The sequence below is a fragment of the Comamonas aquatica NBRC 14918 genome (assembly GCF_000739875.1).
Classification (GTDB): Bacteria; Pseudomonadota; Gammaproteobacteria; order Burkholderiales; family Burkholderiaceae_C; genus Comamonas; species Comamonas aquatica.
This window is the reverse complement of the sequence record NZ_BBJR01000001.1, coordinates 41,084-62,394: the sequence shown is the minus strand read 5'-3', so window position 1 is coordinate 62,394 and position 21,311 is coordinate 41,084. Positions and strand designations below refer to the sequence as shown.

The window sequence follows — 21,311 nt, the reverse complement described above, 5'->3', positions numbered from 1 at the left end:
GATGAATTGGGACAACCGAGAAGAACTGGTGCGCCGTATCGAGAGCGACCTGCTGGACAGCCTGGACGAAGAGCTGGAGATCGAGGACCGCACGGGCGTGCTGGGCGCCGTGCCGGGTATGGCAGAGGGGGCCCCCGAAAGCCATGCCCAGCGCGTGGCGTATTTCAAGGAGCTGTTCCGCCTGCAGGGCGAGCTGGTCAAGCTGCAGGACTAGGTGGCCTCCACCAAGCAAAAGGCCGTGATCCTGTTTGAGGGGCGCGATGCCGCCGGCAAGGGCGGCGTGATCAAGCGTATCACCCAGCGCCTGAACCCGCGCGTGTGCCGCGTGGTGGCGCTGCCGGCGCCCAACGACCGTGAACGCACGCAGTGGTACTTCCAGCGCTATGCGGCCCACCTGCCGGCCGCGGGCGAGATGGTGCTGTTCGACCGCAGCTGGTACAACCGCGCCGGCGTGGAGCGGGTGATGGGCTTCTGCTCGGACGACGAGTACGAGGAGTTTTTCCGCTCCGTGCCGGAGTTCGAGCGCATGCTGGTGCGCTCGGGCATCCGCGTGATCAAGTACTGGTTCTCCATCACCGACGAAGAGCAGCACCTGCGCTTTCTGGGGCGCATCCACGATCCGCTCAAGCAGTGGAAGCTTTCGCCCATGGACCTGGAGTCGCGCCGCCGCTGGGAGGACTACACCCGCGCCAAGGAGGTGATGCTGGAGCGCACCCACATCCCGGAGGCGCCGTGGTGGGTGGTGCCGGCCGACCACAAGAAGCAGGCGCGGCTCAATTGCATCCGCCACCTGCTGTCGCAGTTCGATTACAACGAGGTGCCCCGGCCCGCAACCAGCCTGCCGGAGCGCGTGCGCCATGCGGATTACATCCGCCATCCGCCATCCGGTGCCCGCCAGCATGCTGGTGCCCCAGCTGTATTGAGCCACAGGGCCCCGGGGCATGAAAAAAGCCCTGGTGCGGTGCAGCAGGGCTGGGGCCAGGGGCGTCGGCGCGTCAGGGGAAGCTGGCGCTCTTGGGGGCTGGGGCAGGTTCTGCTGCTTCCGGGGCCGGCATCTGCGCGGCGGGCTTGTGCAGCTTGTCCTCGGGCAAGGGGGTGCCCATGCGCCAGCGGCGCACCACGCGCTGGAAGATCAGCGAGTTGGGGATCTGGATCAGCGTGCCGGGGATGGGCGCGGTGGCATCTTCCAGCGTGGTGTAGAGCAGGTTGATGTCGATCACGCGGCCCAGGGCGCCGGGCTTCTCGGCCGTGTCCAGCACCTCGATGTGGTCGCCCACGCGGAAGGGGCCGACGGTGAAGATCAGGAAGGCGCAAAACAGGTTGGACAGCACGCTCCAGGCGGCAAAGAAGGCCACGGCGCCCACGGTGGCAAAGCCAGTGAAGGCCGACCACAGCACGCTGGCCGAGACGCCCATGCGCTCCAGGATCAGCAGCACGGAGCCCCCAATGATGAGCCAGCGCACCACGGTGTGGATGGGCATCAGCAGCTCGTTCGGGAACTCGTAGTGGTCGCTGGCGCGCTGGATGACGCGCTTGAACAGGCGGTGCAGCAGCCAGGCCACCAGCACGATGAGCAGGATCTGCAGCACAGGAATGGCGATTTCCAGCCAGTCCTGCATCCAGGCAGGCAGGCGGGTACGCAGGCCAGAAATACGGTCGATCAGGGTCACGGTCGGTAAATTCAAAGCGGTGTTCTTCTTCCGATACTAACGAAGCGGGGTCCATGCCCCTGCACTTGGGGGCATGGCAGAAATCAAAAGGGACCCGCAGGTCCCTTGGAAAGAGGCTGGATCGCGGAGGATCAAGCGTGTTCGCGGCGCAGGGCGGGGAACAGGATCACGTCGCGGATGCTGGCGCTGTCGGTCAGCAGCATCAGCAGGCGGTCGATACCGATGCCGCAGCCGCCGGTGGGGGGCATGCCGTATTCCAGCGCGCGCACGAAGTCGTGGTCGAAGTACATGGCTTCGTCGTCGCCACCGTCCTTGGCTTCCACCTGGGCATTGAAGCGCGCGGCCTGGTCTTCGGCGTCGTTCAGCTCGGAGAAACCATTGCCGAATTCGCGGCCGGTGATGTACAGCTCAAAGCGCTCGGTCACTTCGGGGCGCTCGTCGTTGGCGCGCGCCAGCGGCGAGATTTCGGTGGGGTGCTCCATGATGAAGGTGGGGTTCCACAGCTTCTCTTCGACCACTTCCTCGAAGTACAGCACCTGCAGGCTGGCCAGCGAGCGGCTGGACAGCTTGTCCTTCTCCTCGTTCATGCCCAGCTTCTTCAGCGCGTTGGTCAGCCAGTCGCGGTTGGTCACGTTGTCACCGGCTTCGGTGTACTTGACGATGGCTTCGGGGATGGTCAGGCGCTCAAACGGCTTGGTCAGGTCCACGGGCTTGCCACCGTAGGTGCACTCCAGCGTGCCCACGGCCTTCATGGCAGCGTCGCGCACCAGCTGCTCGGTGTAGTCCATCAGGTCCTGGTAGTTCCAGTAGGCCGCGTAGAACTCCATCATGGTGAACTCGGGGTTGTGGCGCACCGACACCCCTTCGTTGCGGAAGTTGCGGTTGATCTCGAACACGCGCTCAAAGCCACCGACGATCAGGCGCTTGAGGTACAGCTCGGGCGCGATGCGCAGGTACATCTCCTGGTCCAGCGCATTGTGGTGCGTGACGAAGGGCTTGGCGTTGGCACCACCGGGGATGGGGTGCAGCATGGGCGTTTCGACTTCCAGGAAGCCGTGTTGCACCATGAAGTCGCGGATGCCGGCCACGGCCTTGCTGCGCGCCACGAAGCGCTTGCGGGCGTCTTCGTTCATCATCAGGTCAACGTAGCGCTGGCGCACCTTCTGCTCGGGGTCGGCCATGCCATGGAACTTGTCGGGCATGGGGCGCAGGCTCTTGGTCAGCAGGCGGATGCGCGTGGCCTTGATCGACAGCTCGCCGGTCTTGGTCTTCATCAGCTGGCCTTCGACGGCGATGATGTCGCCCAGGTCCCACTTCTTGAAGTCGGCGTAGACTTCTTCACCCACGGCGTCGCGGGTGATGTAAGCCTGGATGCGGCCGGTGGCGTCCTGCACGGTGGCAAAGCTGGCCTTGCCCATGACGCGCTTGAGCATCATGCGGCCGCCGACGGAGACGGTGATGGCTTCGGCGTCCAGTGCCTCGGCTTCCTTGCTGCCATGGGCCTCGACCAGCGGCAGGGCGCGGTCGGCGGGCTTGAAGTCGTTGGGGAAGGCCACGCCACCGTGGGCCTTGACGGACTCGCGCAAGGCTTTCAGTTTTTCGCGGCGCTCAGCAATCAGTTTGTTTTCGTCTTGGGGGGCAGTGACTTCTGCCTCGGGGGAGTTGTGTTGTTCAGACATGGATGAGCGCAGCGCAAAGGCTGAGGAAACAAGCCAAAACCGGAGATTTTAGTTTTTTTGCGCCCGGTCGGCAGGCCGGTGTGGGAATCTCTGTGAATCCGCTGCGCTGCCGGTGGCGATGGGGCGCGGTGCTTGCAGAAAAAGAGCGGCAAGCGATTGATTTGTATGGGTTTGGCACACAAAAGTATTGAAGATGTCCTGTTCATCTGCGCCAGCAGCTATGGTTTTGCGCAGCATGACGCATGCATGGCGCGCCGGGCCTCAGGGCGTGATGCCGGCGCGCTCCAGCGTGTCGGCCACCAGCTCCAGGCGCACCAGGGGGCTGTCCAGCTCCAGCAGGCACAGCTGCAGCTTGCGCTCCATGGGCAGCAGTTCGCACCAGCGGTTGGCCACCCAGCCGCAGTCGGCGAACTGGGCGTCGGTGGCGCCTTCCAGGTGGTTCTGCGGAATCTTCTGCAGCACCAGGCGCAAGGTCGTGGCCGTATGGCGCAGGTAGGAGGGGATGGGGATGGTGTGGTCGGCGGGCAGCAGCTCCACGTCGGCCACCCACAGGCCCAGGGGCAGCTTGCGTGCTGTGGCAATGTGAAAGCGGTCCTTGCCGCTACAGTGCAGCAGCTCCAGCCCGGTGCTCAGCGGCGACAGCGAGTCGATGGCGGCAATCGTGCCGGTGGCATAGAAGGTTTCGGGCGGCAGGTGGGGCTGGTGGATTTCCTGCCCGCTCAGCAGCGTGACCACGCCGAAGGGCGCACCGGCTTCGCGGCAGCCGTGCACCATGCTGCGATAGCGGGCCTCAAACACCCGCAATGGCAGGTGACCGCCGGGAAACAGCACCGCATGCAGGGGAAACAGCGGTAGCGAAATGAGCGTTAACGGCGAGGTCATGGCTGCATGCGGTGATTCTGCTGGCTATGATGGCCGCCAGTGCCTGCCGGTGGGCGTAGGCTGACAACGCGCGGACCTGCATGTGGGATATGGTTGTGCGCGTAGTTCTTCAACCTTTGTGATCTCCATGATTGTTCAAATTCTTCAATTCCTGCTGGAGGTCGTCAGCGGCCTGATCGCTGGTGCCTGCTTGCTGCGCTTGTACATGCAGGCGCAGCGCATTCCATTCAACAACCCGGTGGGGCAATTGGTGTTCGCACTGTCCGACTGGATCGTGATGCCGCTGCGCAAGATCATCCCCAACCGCAGCCAGTACGACCTGTCGAGCTTGGTGGCCGCAGTGCTGGTGATGTTGGTGCAGTACGTGCTGCTGTGGCTGCTGCTGGGCGCGAATGGCAACCCCGGCCTGGTGCCCGTGCTGGCGCTGTTCGGCCTGTTGCGCATGGTGCTGACCGGGCTGATCGGCATCCTGATCGTCTATGCCATCCTGTCCTGGGTGCAGCCGCACTCGCCGATGGCCGGCATCCTGCACCGCCTGAGCGAGCCCTTGCTGCGGCCGCTGCGCAAGCTGATTCCCCTGATCGGCGGGGTGGACCTGTCGGCCCTGGTGGCCATCATCGCCCTGCAGGTGCTGCTGATGGTGCTGGGCAATGTGCAGTTTGGCGTGCTGGCCAGCATGGCCACCGGCGGCTGAAGCGGCACGCCATGGCCCCGGCCTGCGTGCCGGCATGAAAAAAGGCTCCCGGTTGGGAGCCTTTTTGTTGGGGGGCACAGCCGCTGGATCAGTCCTGCACCACGGCATCGGCCGGCAGGCGCTGCAGCATGGCCAGGGTGCTGGCCACGGTGTCGCGCAGTTCGCGGCGGTCGACGATCATGTCCACGGCACCCTTTTCCTTGAGGAACTCGGAGCGCTGGAAGCCCTCGGGTAGCTTCACGCGCACGGTGGTTTCGATCACGCGGGGGCCGGCAAAGCCGATCAGCGCCTTGGGCTCGGCCATCACGATGTCACCCACGAAAGCGAAGCCGGCCGACACGCCGCCCATGGTGGGGTCGGTCAGCACGGAGATGTAGGGCAGGCCCTTTTGTGCCAGGCGGGTCAGCGCGGCATTGGTCTTGGCCATCTGCATCAGGGACAGCAGGCCTTCCTGCATGCGGGCGCCGCCGGTGGCGGTGAAGCACAGGAAGGGCACTTTCTGTGCGATGGCGGTTTCCACGCCGCGCACGAAACGCTCGCCCACCACGGAGCCCATGGAGCCGCCCATGAAGTCGAACTCGAAGCAGGCGGCCACCAGCTCGATGCCCTTGACGGTGCCGCCCATGACGATCAGCGCATCGGTCTCGCCCGTGTTTTCCAGGGCTTCCTTCAGGCGTTGGGGGTACTTGCGGCTGTCCTGGAACTTCAGGGCATCGACGGGAATCACTTCCTGGCCGATTTCATAGCGGCCTTCGCCGTCCAGGAAATGGTTCAGGCGCGCACGCGCACCGATGCGGTGGTGGTGGCCGCAGGTGGGGCACACGTTCTGGTTGCTTTCCAGATCGGTCTTGTAGAGCACCGACTCGCAGCTGGGGCACTTGACCCACAGGCCCTCGGGGATCTGCTGTTGGCGATCCTTGGGTTCGGTTTGCTGAATTTTGGCGGGCAGAAGTTTTTCGAGCCAGGACATACGGTTTCCTCTTCAAGGCGATCGGGCAGCGGGCCGGTGCGGCGGCCGCCCGGGGTCGCATTATGCGTCCATCGCTTTGCGCACGCCGCGCAGAAAGTCGATGGTCAGCGGGACAATCTTTTCGTGGGGTTGATCTTCCAGCAGCTGGATGATCTTGCTGCCGATGATGACCGCGTCGGACATCTGGGCCACCGCGTGGGCGGTCTGGTTGTCACGGATGCCAAATCCCACGCCGACCGGGATGTGTACGTGCTGCTTGATGCGCGGCAGCATCTCGCCCACGGCGTCCAGGTCCAGCGCGTTGGAGCCGGTCACGCCCTTCAGCGAGACGTAGTACACGTAGCCGCTGGCCACACGGGCCACCTGCTGCATGCGTTCGTCGGTGCTCGTGGGAGCCAGCAGGAAGATCTGGTCCATGCCCTTGGCGCGCAGCTTGGCAGCAAACGCTTCAGACTCTTCGGGAGGGTAGTCCACCACCAAGATGCCATCGACACCGGCTTCGGCGGCATCGTTGACGAATGCGTCCGTGCCGTGCACCTGGTCGTAGCGCTCCACCGGGTTGGCATAGCCCATCAGCACCACGGGGGTGGTGTGGTTCTTCTGACGGAACTCGCGCACATAGGCCAGCACCTGCTTGAGGCCCACGCCATTGGCAATCGCGCGGTCCCCGGCCTTCTGGATGACGGGGCCATCGGCCATCGGGTCCGAGAACGGCACCCCCAGCTCGATGATGTCCGAGCCAGCTTCCACCATGCCGTGCATCAGCGAGGGCGTGATGGCGGCAAACGGGTAGCCAGCCGTCACGAAGGGGATGAGGGCCTTGCGGCCTTCCTGGTTCAGTTTTTCGAAAGTGGCAGCAATTCTGGATGGTTGTGGGCTCATGCAGCGTGCCCTCCCTTGACGGTCAGACCGCGCATCGATGGGCGGTCGTAAAAATCCACGCCCGACAGGTCGGCCACGGTGCCGATGTCCTTGTCCCCCCGGCCCGACAGGTTGACCAGGATGGATTGTTCGGGCTTCATGGTCTTGGCCAGCTTCATGGCATAGGCCACAGCATGGCTGGACTCCAGCGCGGGGATGATGCCTTCGACGCGGCACAGGTAGTGGAAGGCTTCCAGCGCTTCCTTGTCGGTGATGCCCACGTACTGGGCACGGCCGATCTCCTGCAGCCAGGCGTGCTCAGGCCCCACGCCGGGGTAGTCCAGGCCGGCGCTGATGGAGTGGGTCTCCAGCACCTGGCCGTTCTCGTCCTGCATGATGAAGGTGCGGTTGCCGTGCAGCACGCCCGCGCTGCCCTTTTGCAGCGAGGCCGAGTGCTTGCCGGTGTCCAGGCCTTCGCCCGCAGCTTCCACGCCGATCAGCTGGGTGTTCTCGAACGGGATGTAGGGGTAGAAGATGCCCATGGCGTTGGAGCCGCCGCCCACGCAGGCGACAACGGCATCGGGTTGCTCACCGGCCATCTTCAGTTCCTTGAAGATCTCGGGCATCTGCGTCAGGCACTCTTCGCCAATCACGCTCTGGAAATCACGCACCATGGCGGGGTAGGGAGCCGGTCCGGCCACCGTGCCGATGATGTAGAAGGTGTTGTCGACGTTGGCCACCCAGTCGCGCATGGCTTCGTTCAGCGCATCCTTGAGGGTCTTGGAGCCGGATTCCACAGGCACCACGGTGGCGCCCAGCAGTTTCATGCGGTAGACGTTGGGGCTTTGGCGCTTGACGTCCTCGGCACCCATGTAGACCACGCACTCCAGGCCGTAGCGCGCGCAGATGGTGGCCGTGGCCACGCCGTGCTGGCCCGCGCCGGTCTCGGCGATGATGCGCGGCTTGCCCATGCGCTTGGCCAGCATGGCCTGGCCGATCACGTTGTTGATCTTGTGCGCGCCAGTGTGGTTCAGGTCTTCGCGCTTCAGATAGATCTGCGCGCCGCCCATCTCCTGTGACATGCGCGCGGCATGGTAGACGGGTGAGGGCCGGCCGACGAAGTGCGCCAGCTCGGAGCGGAATTCGGCGACGAAGGCCGGATCGTGCTGGTACTTGGCATAGGCGTCACGCAGCTCGGCGAGGGCGTGGGTCAGCGTCTCGCTGGCGAAACTGCCGCCATAGGGGCCAAAGTGACCGTGAGCATCGGGATAGGAATATTCGTACATCAGGATTGGGGGGCAATGGGTGCATCGGCAGCACGCACGGCTGCAACGAAGCGTTGAATCTTTTCAGCATCCTTGACACCCTTGAGCGGCGTGCCGTCAGGGCGGGTGGCTTCGACGCCGGAGCTGACATCAACTGCCAAAGACAGGCAGCGGGGTCGTACCAGACGGATGCCATCGGTCACGTTTGCAGGCGTAAGCCCACCAGACAAGACGAGGTGAGCGTTGACGCTTGTTGGAAGGAGTGACCAATTGAATGCTTTGCCTGCACCACCGTAGCCGTCCACATGGGCGTCCAACAGAATGGCCTGGGCCTGAGAGTATTGATGGGCGTATTTTACGAGGTCAAAGTCCCCGGCGTCATCCCCAAGGGGTATGCGCGCCGCCCGCAGGTAGCGGTGGCGCCCCTGGTCCGTGGCGTCTGCACAGGCGGCCGGGCTCTCGTCGCCGTGAAATTGCAGCAGGGCGTGCGGAATGGCGGCCAGCGCGGCGGCGATCTCGGCCGCCGTGGCGTTGACGAACAGCAGCACGGGGGTGACGAAAGGCGGCAGGCGCCGTGCCAGCTCAGCCGCGCGCGCCAGGCTGACGGCGCGTGGGCTGGGGGCATAGAGCACAAAACCCAGGGCGTCCACGCCGGCGGCCACCGCCGCGTCGACATCGGCTTCGCGGGTCAGGCCGCAGACCTTGATGCGGGTGCGTGAAATAGGAGCGTTCAGCGCTTGATCCATAAGGGTTTCATGCCAATTTGGCGTGGAATTGATGCTCAGGGCAGCCAGTCGAAGCCGGGCACACGGTCGGGCAGTTGCCACTGCGGATCGTACACAGGCCCCAAGAAGTACAGGCCATGCGGCGAAAACGTCGGCGCTGCGGCGTCGCGCGAGCGCGCTGCCAGCACCTGGGCCATCCATTCGGGCGGGTGCGAGCCCTGGCCGATGTAGACCAGGCAGCCCATGATGTTGCGCACCATGTGGTGCAGGAAGGCGTTGCCCTCGAACTCGAAGCGCCAGTAGCAGCATTCCATCTCACGGTGCTGGGCCGAGGCCACGGCGCGGCGCGTGATGTCGATGCGGTGCAGGGTCTTGACCGGTGTCAGCGCCTGGCAGGCCGAGGCGCGGAACGAGGTGAAATCATGCTCGCCCATCAGGCAGGACGCGGCCTGGCGCATGGCCTCGCCATCGAGCGGGTTGAACACCCAGCCCACCCGCCCGACTTCCACACTGGGGCGCACCGGCGACTGCAGCAGCACATAGGCGTAGCGCCGCGCCGTGGCACAGGCACGGCTGTGGAAGGCGTCGGGCACGGCCCGCGCCCACTGCACGGCGATGTCGGGGGGCAGGAAGGTGTTGGTGCCGCGCACCCAGGCGGTTTCCGGCCGCTGCAAAGCGGTGTCAAAGTGCACCACCTGCATCAGCCCATGCACCCCGGCATCGGTGCGGCCGGCGCACAAGGTGGACACGCCCTGAGTAGCAAAGCGGCCCAGGGCCGCTTCGAGTTTGTCTTGAACGGTGTTGCCGTTCGGTTGGCTTTGCCAGCCGTTGTAGGCCTGGCCGTTGTAGCTCACGCCCAGGGCTATGCGCATGGCGGCTCCCAGGCCAGCGGCCGGGCCGCTTCAGAAAAAATACGGTGCATCAATCAAGTTCGGACAGCATCTTCTGGGCACGGTCCTTGAGCGGGCCGCTGGCTTCGGCCAGCACTTCCTCGATCAATGCCCGGGCGCCTTCGCTGTCGCCGATGGAGTTGAATTCCTGGGCCAAGTCCAGCTTGGTCGACAGGGGGTCGTCCGCGGCATTGTGCACGGCTTGGGGCTGGGCTGCAGGCGCGGCGTCGGTGCCCAAATCCAGATCCAGGGAACCCAGGTCGAATTCCAGGTCCTGCGGCACCGCCGCTGCGGGGGCAGGCTCGGTGGCCGCGCCGGCAGGCGCAGCGGTGTCGGGGGATGGGCTGTCCAGGTCAAAGTCCAGTCCAGCGCCCATATCCGTGTCGGCATTCTGTGCGGCGGGTGGTGGGGTGTCTGCCGCAGGCGCAGGCACGTCAAAGCCCGACAGGTCCAGATCCAGGCCGTCCAGGTCCTGGCGGCTGTCTTCGCCGATGACGGTGTCCTGCACCAGGGTGGGTGGGTCCTCGACCGCTGGAGCGGCCGTCACGTCGAGCTGGCTGTCCAGGGTCGAGGGCAGCTCCAGCGCCGCAAAGTCGTCGTCCGACGGTGGCTGCGCCGCCGGGACATCCGCCACGGAGGGGGTATTGGCGGTGATCAAGCCCTCGGGCAGGTCCAGGTGGAGGTCCAGATCCGGGAGATCGGGCGTGTTCGCTGCTGCAGCCGCAGCCACCGCGCCCGCCGCCGCAGCCACGGGTGTCGCAAGCTCGGGCTTGGCCGCATTCAAGGCCGCGGCAAACGAGGAAGCAGGCTTGCCGCCAGTGGCCGAGGCACCGGTGTCGGCGCCGGCAAAGAAAGTGTTGGTGGGGTCCAGGCTGCGGCCCATTTCCACCACGCGCTGCCATTCGGGGTCCTGGGGCTGGCTGACGGGCTGCATGCCCCGGGCCGTGTTCTCCAGGGCCTTGATGTCATGGCGCTTGACGTAGATTTCCGCCAGCTTCAGGTGGATGGACAGGCGCTCGGGCTGGTTGCGCAGCGCTTCCTTGAGGATTTCCTCGGCCTGCACGTCCCGGCCGTAGGCCAGGTAGACATCGGCCTCGGCAACGGGATCGACATCGCCGCCGCCATCGAGCTGGCTGGGCGAGTAGGCCATGGTGGTGGCGCTGCCCTCGGCATTGCTGGTGTCGACCTGCTGGCCGCCGCTGCCGCCGAAGAACGAATCGGGCTGCAACTGGCTGTCGCCCAGCGCGGGGTCCTCGGATTTGGACTGGGCATGGCGGCGTTTCCAGGCGGTATAGCCCAGCAGGCCCAGCAGCAGTGCCACGGCGGCGCCCCCGGCGGGGACCAGCGGATTGTCCAGCAGCTCGTCGGTGAGGGAAGCTTCGGCCACGGGCGCGGCCGGCACGACCGCAGGCTTGGGGGCCGGCTGGGCCGCTGCCTGGGGGGGCGGTGCGTCGCTGGCCGCAGGTGGTGTGGCTTCGGGGGCCTTGTCGCCACTGGCGGGGGGCGCCTCGGGGGCGGCTGCCGTGACCGCGGGGTTGCTGGCAGCGACCTCCACGCCCGGGGTGGCGGTTGTGCTGGCGGGCTGTTCGCCCGCAGCGGGTGCTGGCGCTGCGGCAGGGACGGCGGGTTTGGCCGCGGCGTTGTTCTGGGCCAGTTCGTTGAGCTCGGCCAGATTGCGCTGCAGCTCATTGAGGCGGTTGCTCTGATCTTCGGCCTGCTTCTGGATGGCCATCTTTTCTTCGGCGGCCGCGCTTTGGACGGCGCCCTTGGACAGGGTCAGCTTGTCCGGCGTGGCCGCGGCGGCGCTGGCATCCTCGACGTGGGCCTGGACCTGGCCACCGGAGCTGCGGTCGGCTGCCTGTACGGTCGCTTGCGGGGCCTTGGAGGCCAGGCTGCGGCGGTAGGTGTTGAAGTCACGGCTTTGCGCGGCGACGATCTGGCGTGCCTCGCTGGCGGAGGTCTCCAGCGCCTGTTCGCGGCTGGGCATCTGCACCACGGCTCCGGCGCGGATGCGGTTGACGTTGCCGTTGATGAATGCCTTGGGGTTGCTGCGCAGCATGGCCACCAGCATCTGGTCCAGCGACACGCCGTTGGGGCGGTTGGCATTCGCCAGGCGCCCGGCCGTGTCGCCGGCCTGCACCCGTTGGCTGTCGTTGCGGGGCTCCGTTGCCGCAGGCGCTGCGGCGGCCGGGGTGGGTGCGGCGGCACGTGGGCGTGGGGCGGGGCTGGGCGTTGCGGCCGGCGCAGCGGCCACGGGGGGCGTCACCTGGGCGGGCGTGGGCGCAGGGGCCGCGCGGCGCTGGCTGGCTGGGGGGTCCAGCAGCAGGGTGTAGGTGCGCACCAGATTGCCGGTGCTCCACTGCGAGTCGATCACCAGGTCGACAAACGGCTCATTGATCGGGGTGTTGCTGCTCAGGCGCAGGCTGGCCGTGCCGTCGGGGTTGCGCTGCAGGCTGACCTGCACACTGCGGGCGGCGCTGCTGTAGTCCATGCCCTGGGCACGGAAGACCTCGGGGGCGGCGATCTGCACGCTCAGGCTGTTCATTTCCGCTGCGGTGATCTGCGGGATCGCGATCTCCGCGCGCAGGTTTTCACCCAACGCCGACTGGATGCGGATGGGACCCAGGGCCAGGGCTGCGGCATCGGTGGGGGCAAGGGCCACAGAAACAAAGGCCGCGGCGGCCAGGGCTGAAAGTTTCCAACGATGCATGTTTGCAGTCACGTTCAAAAGGTGTTGTGCCGCTGCGGTGGCAGCAAGTATGGGGAGGGGCGCGCCCGGGCGTAGGCACTTGCGAACGACCTTAGCAGCATTACCAGGGGCAGACAAGCGCGCACAAAGCACGGGAATCCAAGCCTTTTCCAGGCTTCGCTGGGGCTGGACGCCATTATGGCAAGCCCTTGCCCCGGATGGCCGGCCCCCGCGCGCGATTGTCCGGCTGCCTGGGATTTTCGGCGGGCAGCCCGTGCGCCCGTGGATTGGCGCAGTGAATTGTTAAGCAATGTTGTCGCTGCAACACAGCCACACCCGGGTCTGCCGTGGTCGGCGCAGGCGCTGCAGCCACAAAAAAAGGGAAGCCATGTGGCTTCCCTGTGGGCTGGGCCGGCGCCGTGCTTAACGTGCCAGCAGGATGCGCAGCATGCGGCGCAGCGGTTCGGCCGCGCCCCACAGCAGCTGGTCACCGATCACGAAGGCCGACACGTACTCGGGGCCCATGTTCAGCTTGCGCACGCGGCCCACGGCCACTTCCAGGCCGCCGGTGGTGGCGGCGGGGGTCAACTGCTGCACGGTCTCGGCGCGGTCGTTGGCCACGAACTTGACCCAGGGGTTGCCGCCCTTGATCAGCGCTTCGATCTCTGCCAGGGGCAGGTCCTTCTTCAGCTTCAGGGTCAAAGCCAGCGAGTGGCAGCGCATCGCGCCGATGCGCACGCACAGGCCGTCGACGGGGATGGTGGCGGCGGTGCCCAGGATCTTGTTGACCTCGGCCTGGCCCTTCCATTCTTCCTTGGACTGGCCATTGGGCAGTTGCACGTCGATCCAGGGGATCAGGCCACCTGCCAGGGGCGCGCCGAAGAACTCGGTGGGCACGTCTTCACGGATGGTGGTGGCCACCTTGCGGTCGATGTCCAGGATGGCGGATGCTGGCGTGGCCAGCTCGTCGGCCACGGCCGCGTGCACCACGCCCATGCCCTTGAGCAGCTCGCGCATGTGGTTGGCGCCGCCGCCCGAAGCCGCCTGGTAGGTCATGGAGGAGACCCACTCCACCAGACCGGCCTTGAACAGACCGCCCAGGCCCATCAGCAGGATGGAGTTGGTGCAGTTGCCGCCGATCCAATTCTTGCCACCGGCGGCCAGCTTGGCCTGGATCAGGTCTTCGTTGACGGGGTCCAGCACGATGACGGCGTCGTCTTCCATGCGCAGCGAGGAGGCCGCATCGATCCAGTGGCCGTTCCAGCCGGCCGCACGGATCTTGGGGAAGACTTCCTTGGTGTAGTCACCGCCTTGGCAGGTGATGATGATGTCGCACTTGGCCAGCTCGGCGATGTCGTTGGCATCCTTGAGCTGGGTGTGCACCGTGGCCATGGCCGGGGCCTTGCCGCCGGCGTTGGAGGTGGAGAAAAACACGGGATCGATCAGGTCGAAGTCACCTTCGGCCTGCATGCGGTCCATCAGCACCGAGCCGACCATGCCGCGCCAGCCCACCAAACCTACCAATTGCTTGCTCATTTGAAACGCCCTTCCGAGTTGCGAAAACAGATGTGAATGTGCTCAATCCTGCTTTCCGGGCCCGGCTCGTCTGGCCGGGGGAGGGCGCGCGACGAACCGGGCTGGGTCAGCCTTTGATCGTCGTAATGGTTGTCGCGCGCACGGCCACACCTGCCAGCAAGGCAGCGTTGTGAGAGGCAGTGGGGAAGTGGGCGGCAAACATAAGATGTGGATTGTAGCTGAACTAATGCGGGTTTAGAGAAGCTAATCTCCACCCTCCGCAGGGTTTTGGGTTTCGCATTGTGGCGCTGAAACCCGGTGCACCGGCCATGAAATTTTCTGCAGGTGCATGAGTGTGCCTGAACCGCCGCACCCCGGGCGCGGCGGTTCAGGGCGCGGACTCAGACCGCGGCCAGGGCAGCGACCACGGCATCGCCCATTTCGCGGGTGGAGACCTTGGTGGTGCCTTCGCTGTAGATGTCGGCGGTGCGCAGGCCATCGGCCAGCACCTTCTGCACGGCGGCTTCGATCTTCTGCGCGGCGGCTTCCTGACCCAGGCTGAAGCGCAGCATCATGGCGGCCGACAGGATGGTGGCCAGGGGGTTGGCGATGCCCTTGCCGGCGATGTCGGGGGCCGAGCCGTGGCTGGGCTCGTACAGGCCTTGCTTCTTGTCGTTCAGGCTGGCACTGGGCAGCATGCCGATGGAGCCGGTCAGCATGGAGGCTTCGTCGGACAGGATGTCGCCGAACATGTTGCCGGTGACCACCACGTCGAAGCGCTTGGGTTCCTTGACCAGCTGCATGGCGGCGTTGTCCACGTACATGTGGTCCAGGGCCACGTCGGGGTACTGCTGGCCGACCTCGGTGACCACGTCCTTCCACAGTTGGAAGGTTTCCAGCACGTTGGCCTTGTCCACGCTGGTGACCTTCTTGCCGCGCTTTTGCGCGGCCTGGAAGGCGACGTGGGCGATGCGCTCGATCTCGGGGCGCGAGTAGCGCATGGTGTCGAAGGCCTCCTCGGTGCCGGGGAAGTGGCCGTCGGTGGCCACGCGGCGCCCGCGCGGCTGGCCGAAGTAGATGTCACCGGTCAGCTCACGGATGATGAGGATGTCCAGGCCGGCCACCAGCTCGGGCTTGAGGCTGGAGGCGTGGGTCAGTTCCTTGTAGCAGATGGCGGGGCGGAAGTTGGCGAACAGGCCCAGGGCTTTGCGCAGGCCGAGGATGGCCTGCTCGGGGCGCAGGGGACGGTCCAGGGTGTCGTACTTCCAGTCGCCCACGGCGCCGAACAGGATGGCGTCGGCTTCCTGGGCCAGCTTCAGTGTGGCCGGGGGCAGGGGGTGGCCGGCAGCTTCGTAGGCGGCGCCGCCCACGGGGGCGGATTCCATCTCGATGTCCAGGTCCAGGGCGTTGAGCACCTTCACGGCTTCGGCAACGATTTCGGGGCCGATGCCATCGCCGGGCAAGACTGCAATTTTCATGGTGTTCCTCGAAGTTTTGAGAGCTGCTTGCGCACGTATTGCAAGGGTTTCAAGTAGAAAAGACTCTGAAACCCTTGTGTGATGCGCGCTGTCAGCTCATGGATTCATAGTTATGGAAAGCGGGTCAGCCCTGGACCAGGCTGCGCGACAGCCAGGGCTTTTGCGCCAGGCGTTCGGCTTCGAAGGCCTTGATCTTGTCGGCGTGGCGCATGGTCAGGCCGATGTCGTCAAAGCCGTTGAGCAGGCAGTACTTGCGGAAGGGAATCACGTCGAACGGGATTTCCTCGCCCTGGGGGCGCACGATGACCTGGCGCTCCAGGTCGATGGTCAGCTCGTAGCCGGGGAAGGCCTGCACTTCGTGGAACAGCAGGTCGATCGTGGCCTCGGGCAGCACGATGGGCAGCAGGCCGTTCTTGAAGCTGTTGTTGAAGAAGATGTCGGCAAAGCTGGGCGCCAGGATGGCGCGGAAGCCGTACTGGTCCAGCGCCCAGGGCGCGTGCTCGCGGCTGGAGCCGCAGCCGAAGTTCTTGCGTGTCAGCAGGATGCTGGCGCCCTTGTAGCGCGGCTGGTTCAGCACGAAGTCGGGGTTGGGCTTGCGCTGTTCTTCGGGCACGCCGGGCTGGCCGGGCTGGTCCAGGTAGCGCCATTCGTCAAACGCGTTCACGCCAAAGCCGGTCTTTTTGATCGACTTCAGGAACTGCTTGGGAATGATGGCGTCGGTGTCGACGTTCTCGCGGTCCATGGGGGCCACCAGGCCCTGGTGGATGGTGAATTTTTGCATGGCGTTCGAATCGGTAGGGTGGCAGATCAGCGGGCGGCGCGCTCGATGGCGTTGCCGGCTTTTTGCACGTCCTGGCCAATGCCCTGGACGGTGTTGCAGGCTGCCAGCGTGAAGGCCAGGCCGAGCAAAAGAATCGTGAAGGAAGGCTTCATGAGGGTCTCCGTGTCTCGTGGGATCTGGGTCGGACTCAGGCGAACTTGCGGATGTCCACAAAGTGGCCGTGGATGGCCGCGGCCGCGGCCATGGCTGGGCTGACCAGGTGGGTGCGCCCCCCCGCGCCCTGGCGGCCTTCGAAGTTGCGGTTCGAGGTGGAGGCGCAGCGCTCGCCGGGCTCCAGGCGGTCGGCATTCATGGCCAGGCACATGGAGCAGCCGGGTTCGCGCCATTCAAAGCCGGCGGCCTTGAAGATCACATCCAGGCCTTCGCGCTCGGCCTGTTCCTTGACCAGACCGGAGCCGGGCACGACCATGGCCAGCTTGATGTTCTTGGCCACCTTCTGGCCCAGCTTCTTGACCACGGCGGCGGCTTCGCGCATGTCCTCGATGCGGCTGTTGGTGCACGAGCCGATGAACACCTTGTCGACGAAGATGTCGTTCAGCGGCTTGCCAGGCTCCAGCGCCATGTAGGTCAGCGCGCGCTCGATGGCGCCGCGCTTGTTGGGGTCCTTTTCCTTGTCGGGATCGGGCACGGTCGCGTCCACGCCCAGCACCATCTCGGGGCTGGTGCCCCAGGTGACCTGGGGCACGATGTCGGCGGCGTTCAGCTCGACCACGTGGTCGAACTGGGCGTCGGCGTCGGAGTGCAGCGTCTTCCAGTAGGCCACGGCGGCATCCCACTCGGCACCGGTGGGCGCCAGGGGGCGGCCCTTGACGTACTGGATGGTCTTGTCGTCCACGGCCACCAGGCCGGCGCGGGCGCCGCCCTCGATGGCCATGTTGCACACGGTCATGCGGCCTTCCATGGACAGGTCACGGATGGCCTGGCCAGCAAACTCGATGGTGTAGCCCGTGCCGCCGGCGGTGCCGATCTTTCCGATGATGGCCAGCACGATGTCCTTGGCGGTCACGCCGGGCGCGACCTTGCCGTTGACCTGCACCAGCATGTTCTTGGCCTTCTTGGCCAGCAGGGTCTGCGTGGCCATGACGTGCTCGACTTCGGAGGTGCCGATGCCGTGGGCCAGCGCGCCGAAGGCGCCGTGGGTGGAGGTGTGGCTGTCGCCGCAGACCACGGTCATGCCGGGCAGGGTGGCGCCTTGCTCGGGGCCCATCACGTGGACGATGCCCTGACCCTTGTCCATGAAGGGGAAGAAGGCGGCCGAGCCGAATTCGGCGATGTTGGTGTTCAGCGTGGTGATCTGTTCCTTGCTGATCGGGTCTTCGATGCCGTCGTAGCCGCGCTCCCAGCCGGTGGTGGGGGTGTTGTGGTCGGCCGTGGCCACCACGGAGTTGATGCGCCACAGCTTGCGACCGGCCAGACGCAGGCCTTCGAAGGCCTGCGGGCTGGTGACTTCGTGCACCAGGTGGCGGTCGATGTAGAGGATGGAGGTGCCGTCTTCCTCGGTGTGGATGACGTGCTCGTCAAAAATCTTGTCGTAAAGGGTGCGTCCCATGGTGTTCTCTTCTCGTGGGTAGGGAGGTTGTCTCTCGAAATTTTAGGCAGCGGGTTTGGGGGCGGGCTCCCAGCCTTTGCCGAGGTGTTCCACCAGCAACCGCGATGTCACCGGCAGGGCCTCGAAGTCGCGGGCCACCAGGCTCAGGGTGCGCTGTGCCCAGGCGTCGGTCAGGGTCACGCTTTTCAGGTGCCCGACGCCGTGCATGAGCTCGAACGCCCGGTCGGGGATCAGGCCGATGCCCAGGCCGTTGTCGATCATGCGGCACATGGCGTCCAGGCTTGTGACCTGGATGCGCTGGTGCAGGGGATGGCCGGAGCGCGCTGCCGCGCCGCGCATGGCCAGGCTGATGGAGCTGCCGCCCTGCAGGCCGACGATGTCCCATTCCAGCACTTCCTCGAAGCTGATGGCCTCGCGCTGGGCCAGGGCGTGGGCCTCAGGCATGATCACCACCAGGCGGTCGGTGCGGTAGGGGCGGGTCTGCAGGCCGTTGGTGTTGGCCTGGCCCATGTTGCAGATGCCGAGGTCGGCCGTGCCTTCGTGCACCGCCTGCAGCACGTCGGCCGACAGGTGTTCCTGCAGGTCGATCTTGATCTGCGGATGCTCCTTGCTGAAGGCGCCCAGGTCCTCGGGCAGGAACTGCACGATGGCCGAGATGGTGGCGTGCACGCGCACATGGCCGCGCACCCCGTCGGCGTATTCGGACAGCTCGCCCTGCATGCGCTCCAGCCCGTACAGCACGTTGCGGGCGTGGTGCAACAGGCTTTCGCCGGCGGGCGTCAGCGTCACACCGCGGCTGTGGCGGTACAGCAGCGCGGTGTCGACGGCGGCCTCCAGGTCGGACAGGCGCTTGCTGACGGCAGACGCGGCGATGTATTCACGTTCGGCGGCACGACCAATGCTGCCAAGCTCGCACACAGCCACAAACAGCTGCAACGAGGTCAGGTCGATACGGCGGGCAAAACTGCGCTCGGAATTCTTCATGGCGGGGCACACTTATCAAGTCTTCTCATTTTGAGAAGTTGAAGCGATTTTCTCACCATGTTCAGCGCTTTGGCATCGCGCAATACGAAGACTTTGGCTATTGTTGTGCCAATCAAGCCATCGTGTTTCGCGATGGTTTGCGTGCCGGAACCCAGAATCAGGAGCTGCTGGCGCGCGATTTCAGGGCTTTTGCAGTGGATTGGGCATGTAAACGCCTGAAAACACAGCGGCACCAGCTCCTGATTCAGAAGCGGGTGCCGCGGTCGCGTGCCCCGATGCTCGGGGTGTGCTTTAGAAGTTGTAGCGCAAGCTGACCCCGGTGGCCCAGTTGCGGCCCGGTGCGCTTTCGTAATAGCGGCTGTTGCCGTCGTTGACGATGACCGATCCCACGTACTGGCGGTCGAACAGGTTGTCCACCCGCGCAAAGGCGTTGAGCGTCCAGTCGCCGAGCTGGCGGGTGTAGCCCACGCTGGCCGAGGCTATGGTGAAGGCCGGTGCAGCTTCGCTGTTGGCGTCGTTCACGTAGACCTTGCCGGCGTGCTGGGCCGATACGCCCAGGCGCCAGGCTGCGGTGGGACGGTAATTGAGGCCCATGAACAGGTGCTGCTTGGACAGGCCGGGCAGCATGCGGCCCGCGAACTCGCCTTCGCGGAACTCGGCATTCAGGTAGGTGTAGGCGGCCTGCAGCGACCACTGGCGTGCCAGGCGCACATCGGCCTGCAGCTCGGCGCCGTAGCGGCGGGTGGTGCCGGCGTTGCGGAAGGTGGTGCGCCCGCCCGTGCCCCCGGCGCTGACGATCTCGTCGTCGGTCCGGCTGTGGAACACGGCCGCGCTCCACAGGCCCTGGACGCGGCCTGCCAGGCGCTGGCGCCAGCCCAGTTCGTACTGGGTGCTGACGCTGGGTTGCAGTGCCAGGTTCAGGCCACCGGTGCCGTCGGGGCGGTAGGACAGCTCGGCAAAGGTGGGGGTTTCAAAACCGCGGCCGGCACTGGCGTAGACCGTGGCGTCGGGGGTGACCTGGTGGGACAGTGCCACCACCGGCAGGGCCTGGTGGTGCGTGACCGTGCCCGAGTCGTCGGGATTGCCGGGGCGCAGGTAATGGTCGTCCGACACGAACTTCACGCGGCTGTAGCGCAGGCCGGTGTCCAGGCTCCAGGCCGGGGCCAGCTGCCAGGTGGCCTGGATGTAGGGGTCGACGTTGGTGATGGTGTTTTTCTCGTCGCGGCGCAGTGCACCCTGCACCCCCAGGGTGCTGCCGACAAAGTTCTCATAGCCCTGGCGGTCTTCGTCCACCCGGTCCACGGCCAGGCCGGCCGTCACGGTGACGGGCACTGGCGCGTCGCTGAACCTGCCGGTCCAGCGGGCGTCCACGCCGGCGTAGTTGCGCGACATATCGATCACGCCCCCGGCATGGCCGGCAGCGGCCTGGGTGGCAGCCGGAATCGACTGGTACTGCGCCATGCTGCGGTGGCCGGCATAGGCCGTCAGGGCCACGCTGTGCACGCCGTCCAGGCGGCGTTCATAGCTGGCGCCCACCTGGGTTTGCTGCAGCGATTTGCGGGTGTTGAAGCTTTCGGCCACGGCAGCGCCGTTGTCGGCCCGGTAGGAGGCGCGGCGCGGGGTTGCCTGGTACTGCGCCCAGGTCAGGCCCTGGGGGTCCTGCGCGTCAGAGTCCATGGTGTTGGCCACCAGGGTCAGCCGGGCATCGTCGCCCAGCGCGGTGCTCAGCTTGGCATTCGCCACGTTGCGGTCGGCGGCGCTGTGGTCGCGCCAGCCGTCGGTCATGAAGCGGCTGGCACTGACGACATAGCTCAGGCCTTGTGCCGTCTGGCCGCCGGCCTTGGCCGACAGGCGCTGCTGGCCGTCGCTGCCAAAGCTGACGCCGCCTTCCACAAAGGGCCGTCCCTCGGGCGTTTCGGTGAACAGGCTGACCACGCCGCCGGCGGAGTTACCGTACAGCGCTGAGTAGGGGCCGCGCAGCACTTCCACGCGCTCCAGGCTGGCTATGTCGATGTGCGACAGCGAGCCCTGGCCGTCGGGCATGGTGGCGGGAATGCCATCCACATACAGGCGCACGCCGCTGCTCGCCATCGAGCACCGTGGCCGAGGTGGGCAGGGCCTGCAGGCTGGGGGTGCCGGGGGCGGAGCGTACTTCGACCGCCTCCAGCGTAGGGGCCTCGGTCTGGGCGTGGGCCGACGCGGCCAGGCCGGTGAGCAGGAGGGCGAGGGCGGGTGGCCGGCAGGTGGCGGTGACTGGCATGCGGAAATTAGAAATTTGTATGGACAAAAAAGTACATAAACTTTTTCTAATGCTAAAGGCGGGCGTGATGGCGGGCAGGGAAGATGGCAAGAACCCCCATCTGCGCCGCAGCTTTTGGTGGCACCGCTGGCGAGGATGCGCCGGGTCGTATGGCGCTGTCTGTCGGTGGGGGGCGGATCTTTCCGGGCGTGCGGTGGCCGGTGTGTGGCTCGCAGGCGGCCGCAGTGGGGTGGCGGACATGGGGGCGCAGCGGTCGGCGTTCAGCATGAAGCGCGCTGGAGGCCTCCAGCCCAAGCACCCTGAGCGCAGGCAGCTATGGATGGGGGAGCGGCGGCTTGCAGTAGCTACAGCATGAAAAA

General features: G+C 65.9%; 18 protein-coding genes and 1 pseudogene. 2 read left to right on the top strand and 17 right to left on the bottom strand.

What is annotated here, in order from left to right:
* Window position 1: 1 nt before the first annotated feature.
* Window positions 2-923 (top strand): annotated as a pseudogene (gene ppk2 / locus CA2_RS00295) (polyphosphate kinase 2).
* A gap of 72 nt (window positions 924-995) precedes the next feature.
* On the opposite strand, the gene CA2_RS00290 reads toward ppk2, so the two are convergent.
* The 4 genes from CA2_RS00290 to CA2_RS00280 form a co-directional block, all read right to left on the bottom strand.
* The gene (locus tag CA2_RS00290; RefSeq protein ID WP_042411640.1) at window positions 996-1,619 is read right to left on the bottom strand and encodes a mechanosensitive ion channel family protein; all 624 of its coding nucleotides are present in this window, start codon (window positions 1,617-1,619) and stop codon (window positions 996-998) included.
* 182 nt (window positions 1,620-1,801) lie between these two features.
* Window positions 1,802-3,349, bottom strand: coding sequence for a lysine--tRNA ligase (gene lysS / locus CA2_RS00285; protein WP_042411276.1), 1,548 nt, complete (start codon window positions 3,347-3,349; stop codon window positions 1,802-1,804).
* 48 nt (window positions 3,350-3,397) lie between these two features.
* Complete coding sequence (locus CA2_RS17835) at window positions 3,398-3,586, bottom strand: hypothetical protein (protein ID WP_156105917.1); 189 nt, start codon at window positions 3,584-3,586, stop codon at window positions 3,398-3,400.
* A gap of 24 nt (window positions 3,587-3,610) precedes the next feature.
* Window positions 3,611-4,231, bottom strand: coding sequence for an LON peptidase substrate-binding domain-containing protein (locus tag CA2_RS00280; protein WP_042411274.1), 621 nt, complete (start codon window positions 4,229-4,231; stop codon window positions 3,611-3,613).
* Window positions 4,232-4,358: 127 nt separating this feature from the next.
* On the opposite strand from CA2_RS00280, the gene CA2_RS00275 reads away from it, so the two are divergent.
* Window positions 4,359-4,925: a YggT family protein gene (locus CA2_RS00275; RefSeq protein ID WP_042411273.1), complete on the top strand. Its 567-nt coding sequence runs from the start codon at window positions 4,359-4,361 to the stop codon at window positions 4,923-4,925.
* A gap of 88 nt (window positions 4,926-5,013) precedes the next feature.
* Here the strand turns inward: CA2_RS00275 and accD are convergent, their stop codons facing one another.
* The 13 genes from accD to CA2_RS00210 all read right to left on the bottom strand — a co-directional run bounded on the left by accD (window position 5,014) and on the right by CA2_RS00210 (window position 20,783).
* Window positions 5,014-5,895, bottom strand: coding sequence for an acetyl-CoA carboxylase, carboxyltransferase subunit beta (gene accD, locus CA2_RS00270; RefSeq protein WP_042411272.1), 882 nt, complete (start codon window positions 5,893-5,895; stop codon window positions 5,014-5,016).
* A gap of 60 nt (window positions 5,896-5,955) precedes the next feature.
* Window positions 5,956-6,777, bottom strand: coding sequence for a tryptophan synthase subunit alpha (gene trpA / locus CA2_RS00265; RefSeq protein ID WP_042411271.1), 822 nt, complete (start codon window positions 6,775-6,777; stop codon window positions 5,956-5,958).
* Window positions 6,774-8,042, bottom strand: coding sequence for a tryptophan synthase subunit beta (trpB, locus tag CA2_RS00260; protein ID WP_042411268.1), 1,269 nt, complete (start codon window positions 8,040-8,042; stop codon window positions 6,774-6,776). Before trpB ends, trpA begins: the two co-directional genes overlap by 4 nt.
* Window positions 8,042-8,767, bottom strand: coding sequence for a phosphoribosylanthranilate isomerase (locus tag CA2_RS00255; RefSeq protein WP_154163762.1), 726 nt, complete (start codon window positions 8,765-8,767; stop codon window positions 8,042-8,044). Before CA2_RS00255 ends, trpB begins: the two co-directional genes overlap by 1 nt.
* A gap of 35 nt (window positions 8,768-8,802) precedes the next feature.
* On the bottom strand, window positions 8,803-9,618 hold the full coding sequence (gene truA / locus CA2_RS00250) for a tRNA pseudouridine(38-40) synthase TruA (RefSeq protein WP_042411265.1): 816 nt from the start codon (window positions 9,616-9,618) through the stop codon (window positions 8,803-8,805).
* Between the two features lie 49 nt (window positions 9,619-9,667).
* Window positions 9,668-12,346, bottom strand: a complete 2,679-nt coding sequence (locus tag CA2_RS00245; protein WP_042411261.1) for a motility hub landmark protein FimV — start codon at window positions 12,344-12,346, stop codon at window positions 9,668-9,670.
* A gap of 402 nt (window positions 12,347-12,748) precedes the next feature.
* On the bottom strand, window positions 12,749-13,861 hold the full coding sequence (gene asd, locus CA2_RS00240) for an aspartate-semialdehyde dehydrogenase (protein WP_042411258.1): 1,113 nt from the start codon (window positions 13,859-13,861) through the stop codon (window positions 12,749-12,751).
* Between the two features lie 380 nt (window positions 13,862-14,241).
* Complete coding sequence (gene leuB, locus CA2_RS00235; RefSeq protein WP_042411254.1) at window positions 14,242-15,318, bottom strand: 3-isopropylmalate dehydrogenase; 1,077 nt, start codon at window positions 15,316-15,318, stop codon at window positions 14,242-14,244.
* Window positions 15,319-15,442: 124 nt separating this feature from the next.
* Window positions 15,443-16,099, bottom strand: a complete 657-nt coding sequence (gene leuD / locus CA2_RS00230; protein ID WP_042411251.1) for a 3-isopropylmalate dehydratase small subunit — start codon at window positions 16,097-16,099, stop codon at window positions 15,443-15,445.
* A gap of 26 nt (window positions 16,100-16,125) precedes the next feature.
* Window positions 16,126-16,251: an entericidin A/B family lipoprotein gene (locus tag CA2_RS00225; protein ID WP_042411248.1), complete on the bottom strand. Its 126-nt coding sequence runs from the start codon at window positions 16,249-16,251 to the stop codon at window positions 16,126-16,128.
* A gap of 35 nt (window positions 16,252-16,286) precedes the next feature.
* Window positions 16,287-17,708: a 3-isopropylmalate dehydratase large subunit gene (leuC, locus tag CA2_RS00220; protein ID WP_042411245.1), complete on the bottom strand. Its 1,422-nt coding sequence runs from the start codon at window positions 17,706-17,708 to the stop codon at window positions 16,287-16,289.
* Window positions 17,709-17,750: 42 nt separating this feature from the next.
* On the bottom strand, window positions 17,751-18,692 hold the full coding sequence (locus CA2_RS00215) for a LysR family transcriptional regulator (RefSeq protein WP_042411242.1): 942 nt from the start codon (window positions 18,690-18,692) through the stop codon (window positions 17,751-17,753).
* Window positions 18,693-18,983: 291 nt separating this feature from the next.
* Window positions 18,984-20,783 carry a TonB-dependent receptor domain-containing protein gene (locus CA2_RS00210; protein ID WP_081888807.1) on the bottom strand — a complete coding sequence of 600 codons (1,800 nt, stop codon included), beginning with the start codon at window positions 20,781-20,783 and terminating at the stop codon, window positions 18,984-18,986.
* Between the last annotated feature and the right edge of the window lie 528 nt (window positions 20,784-21,311).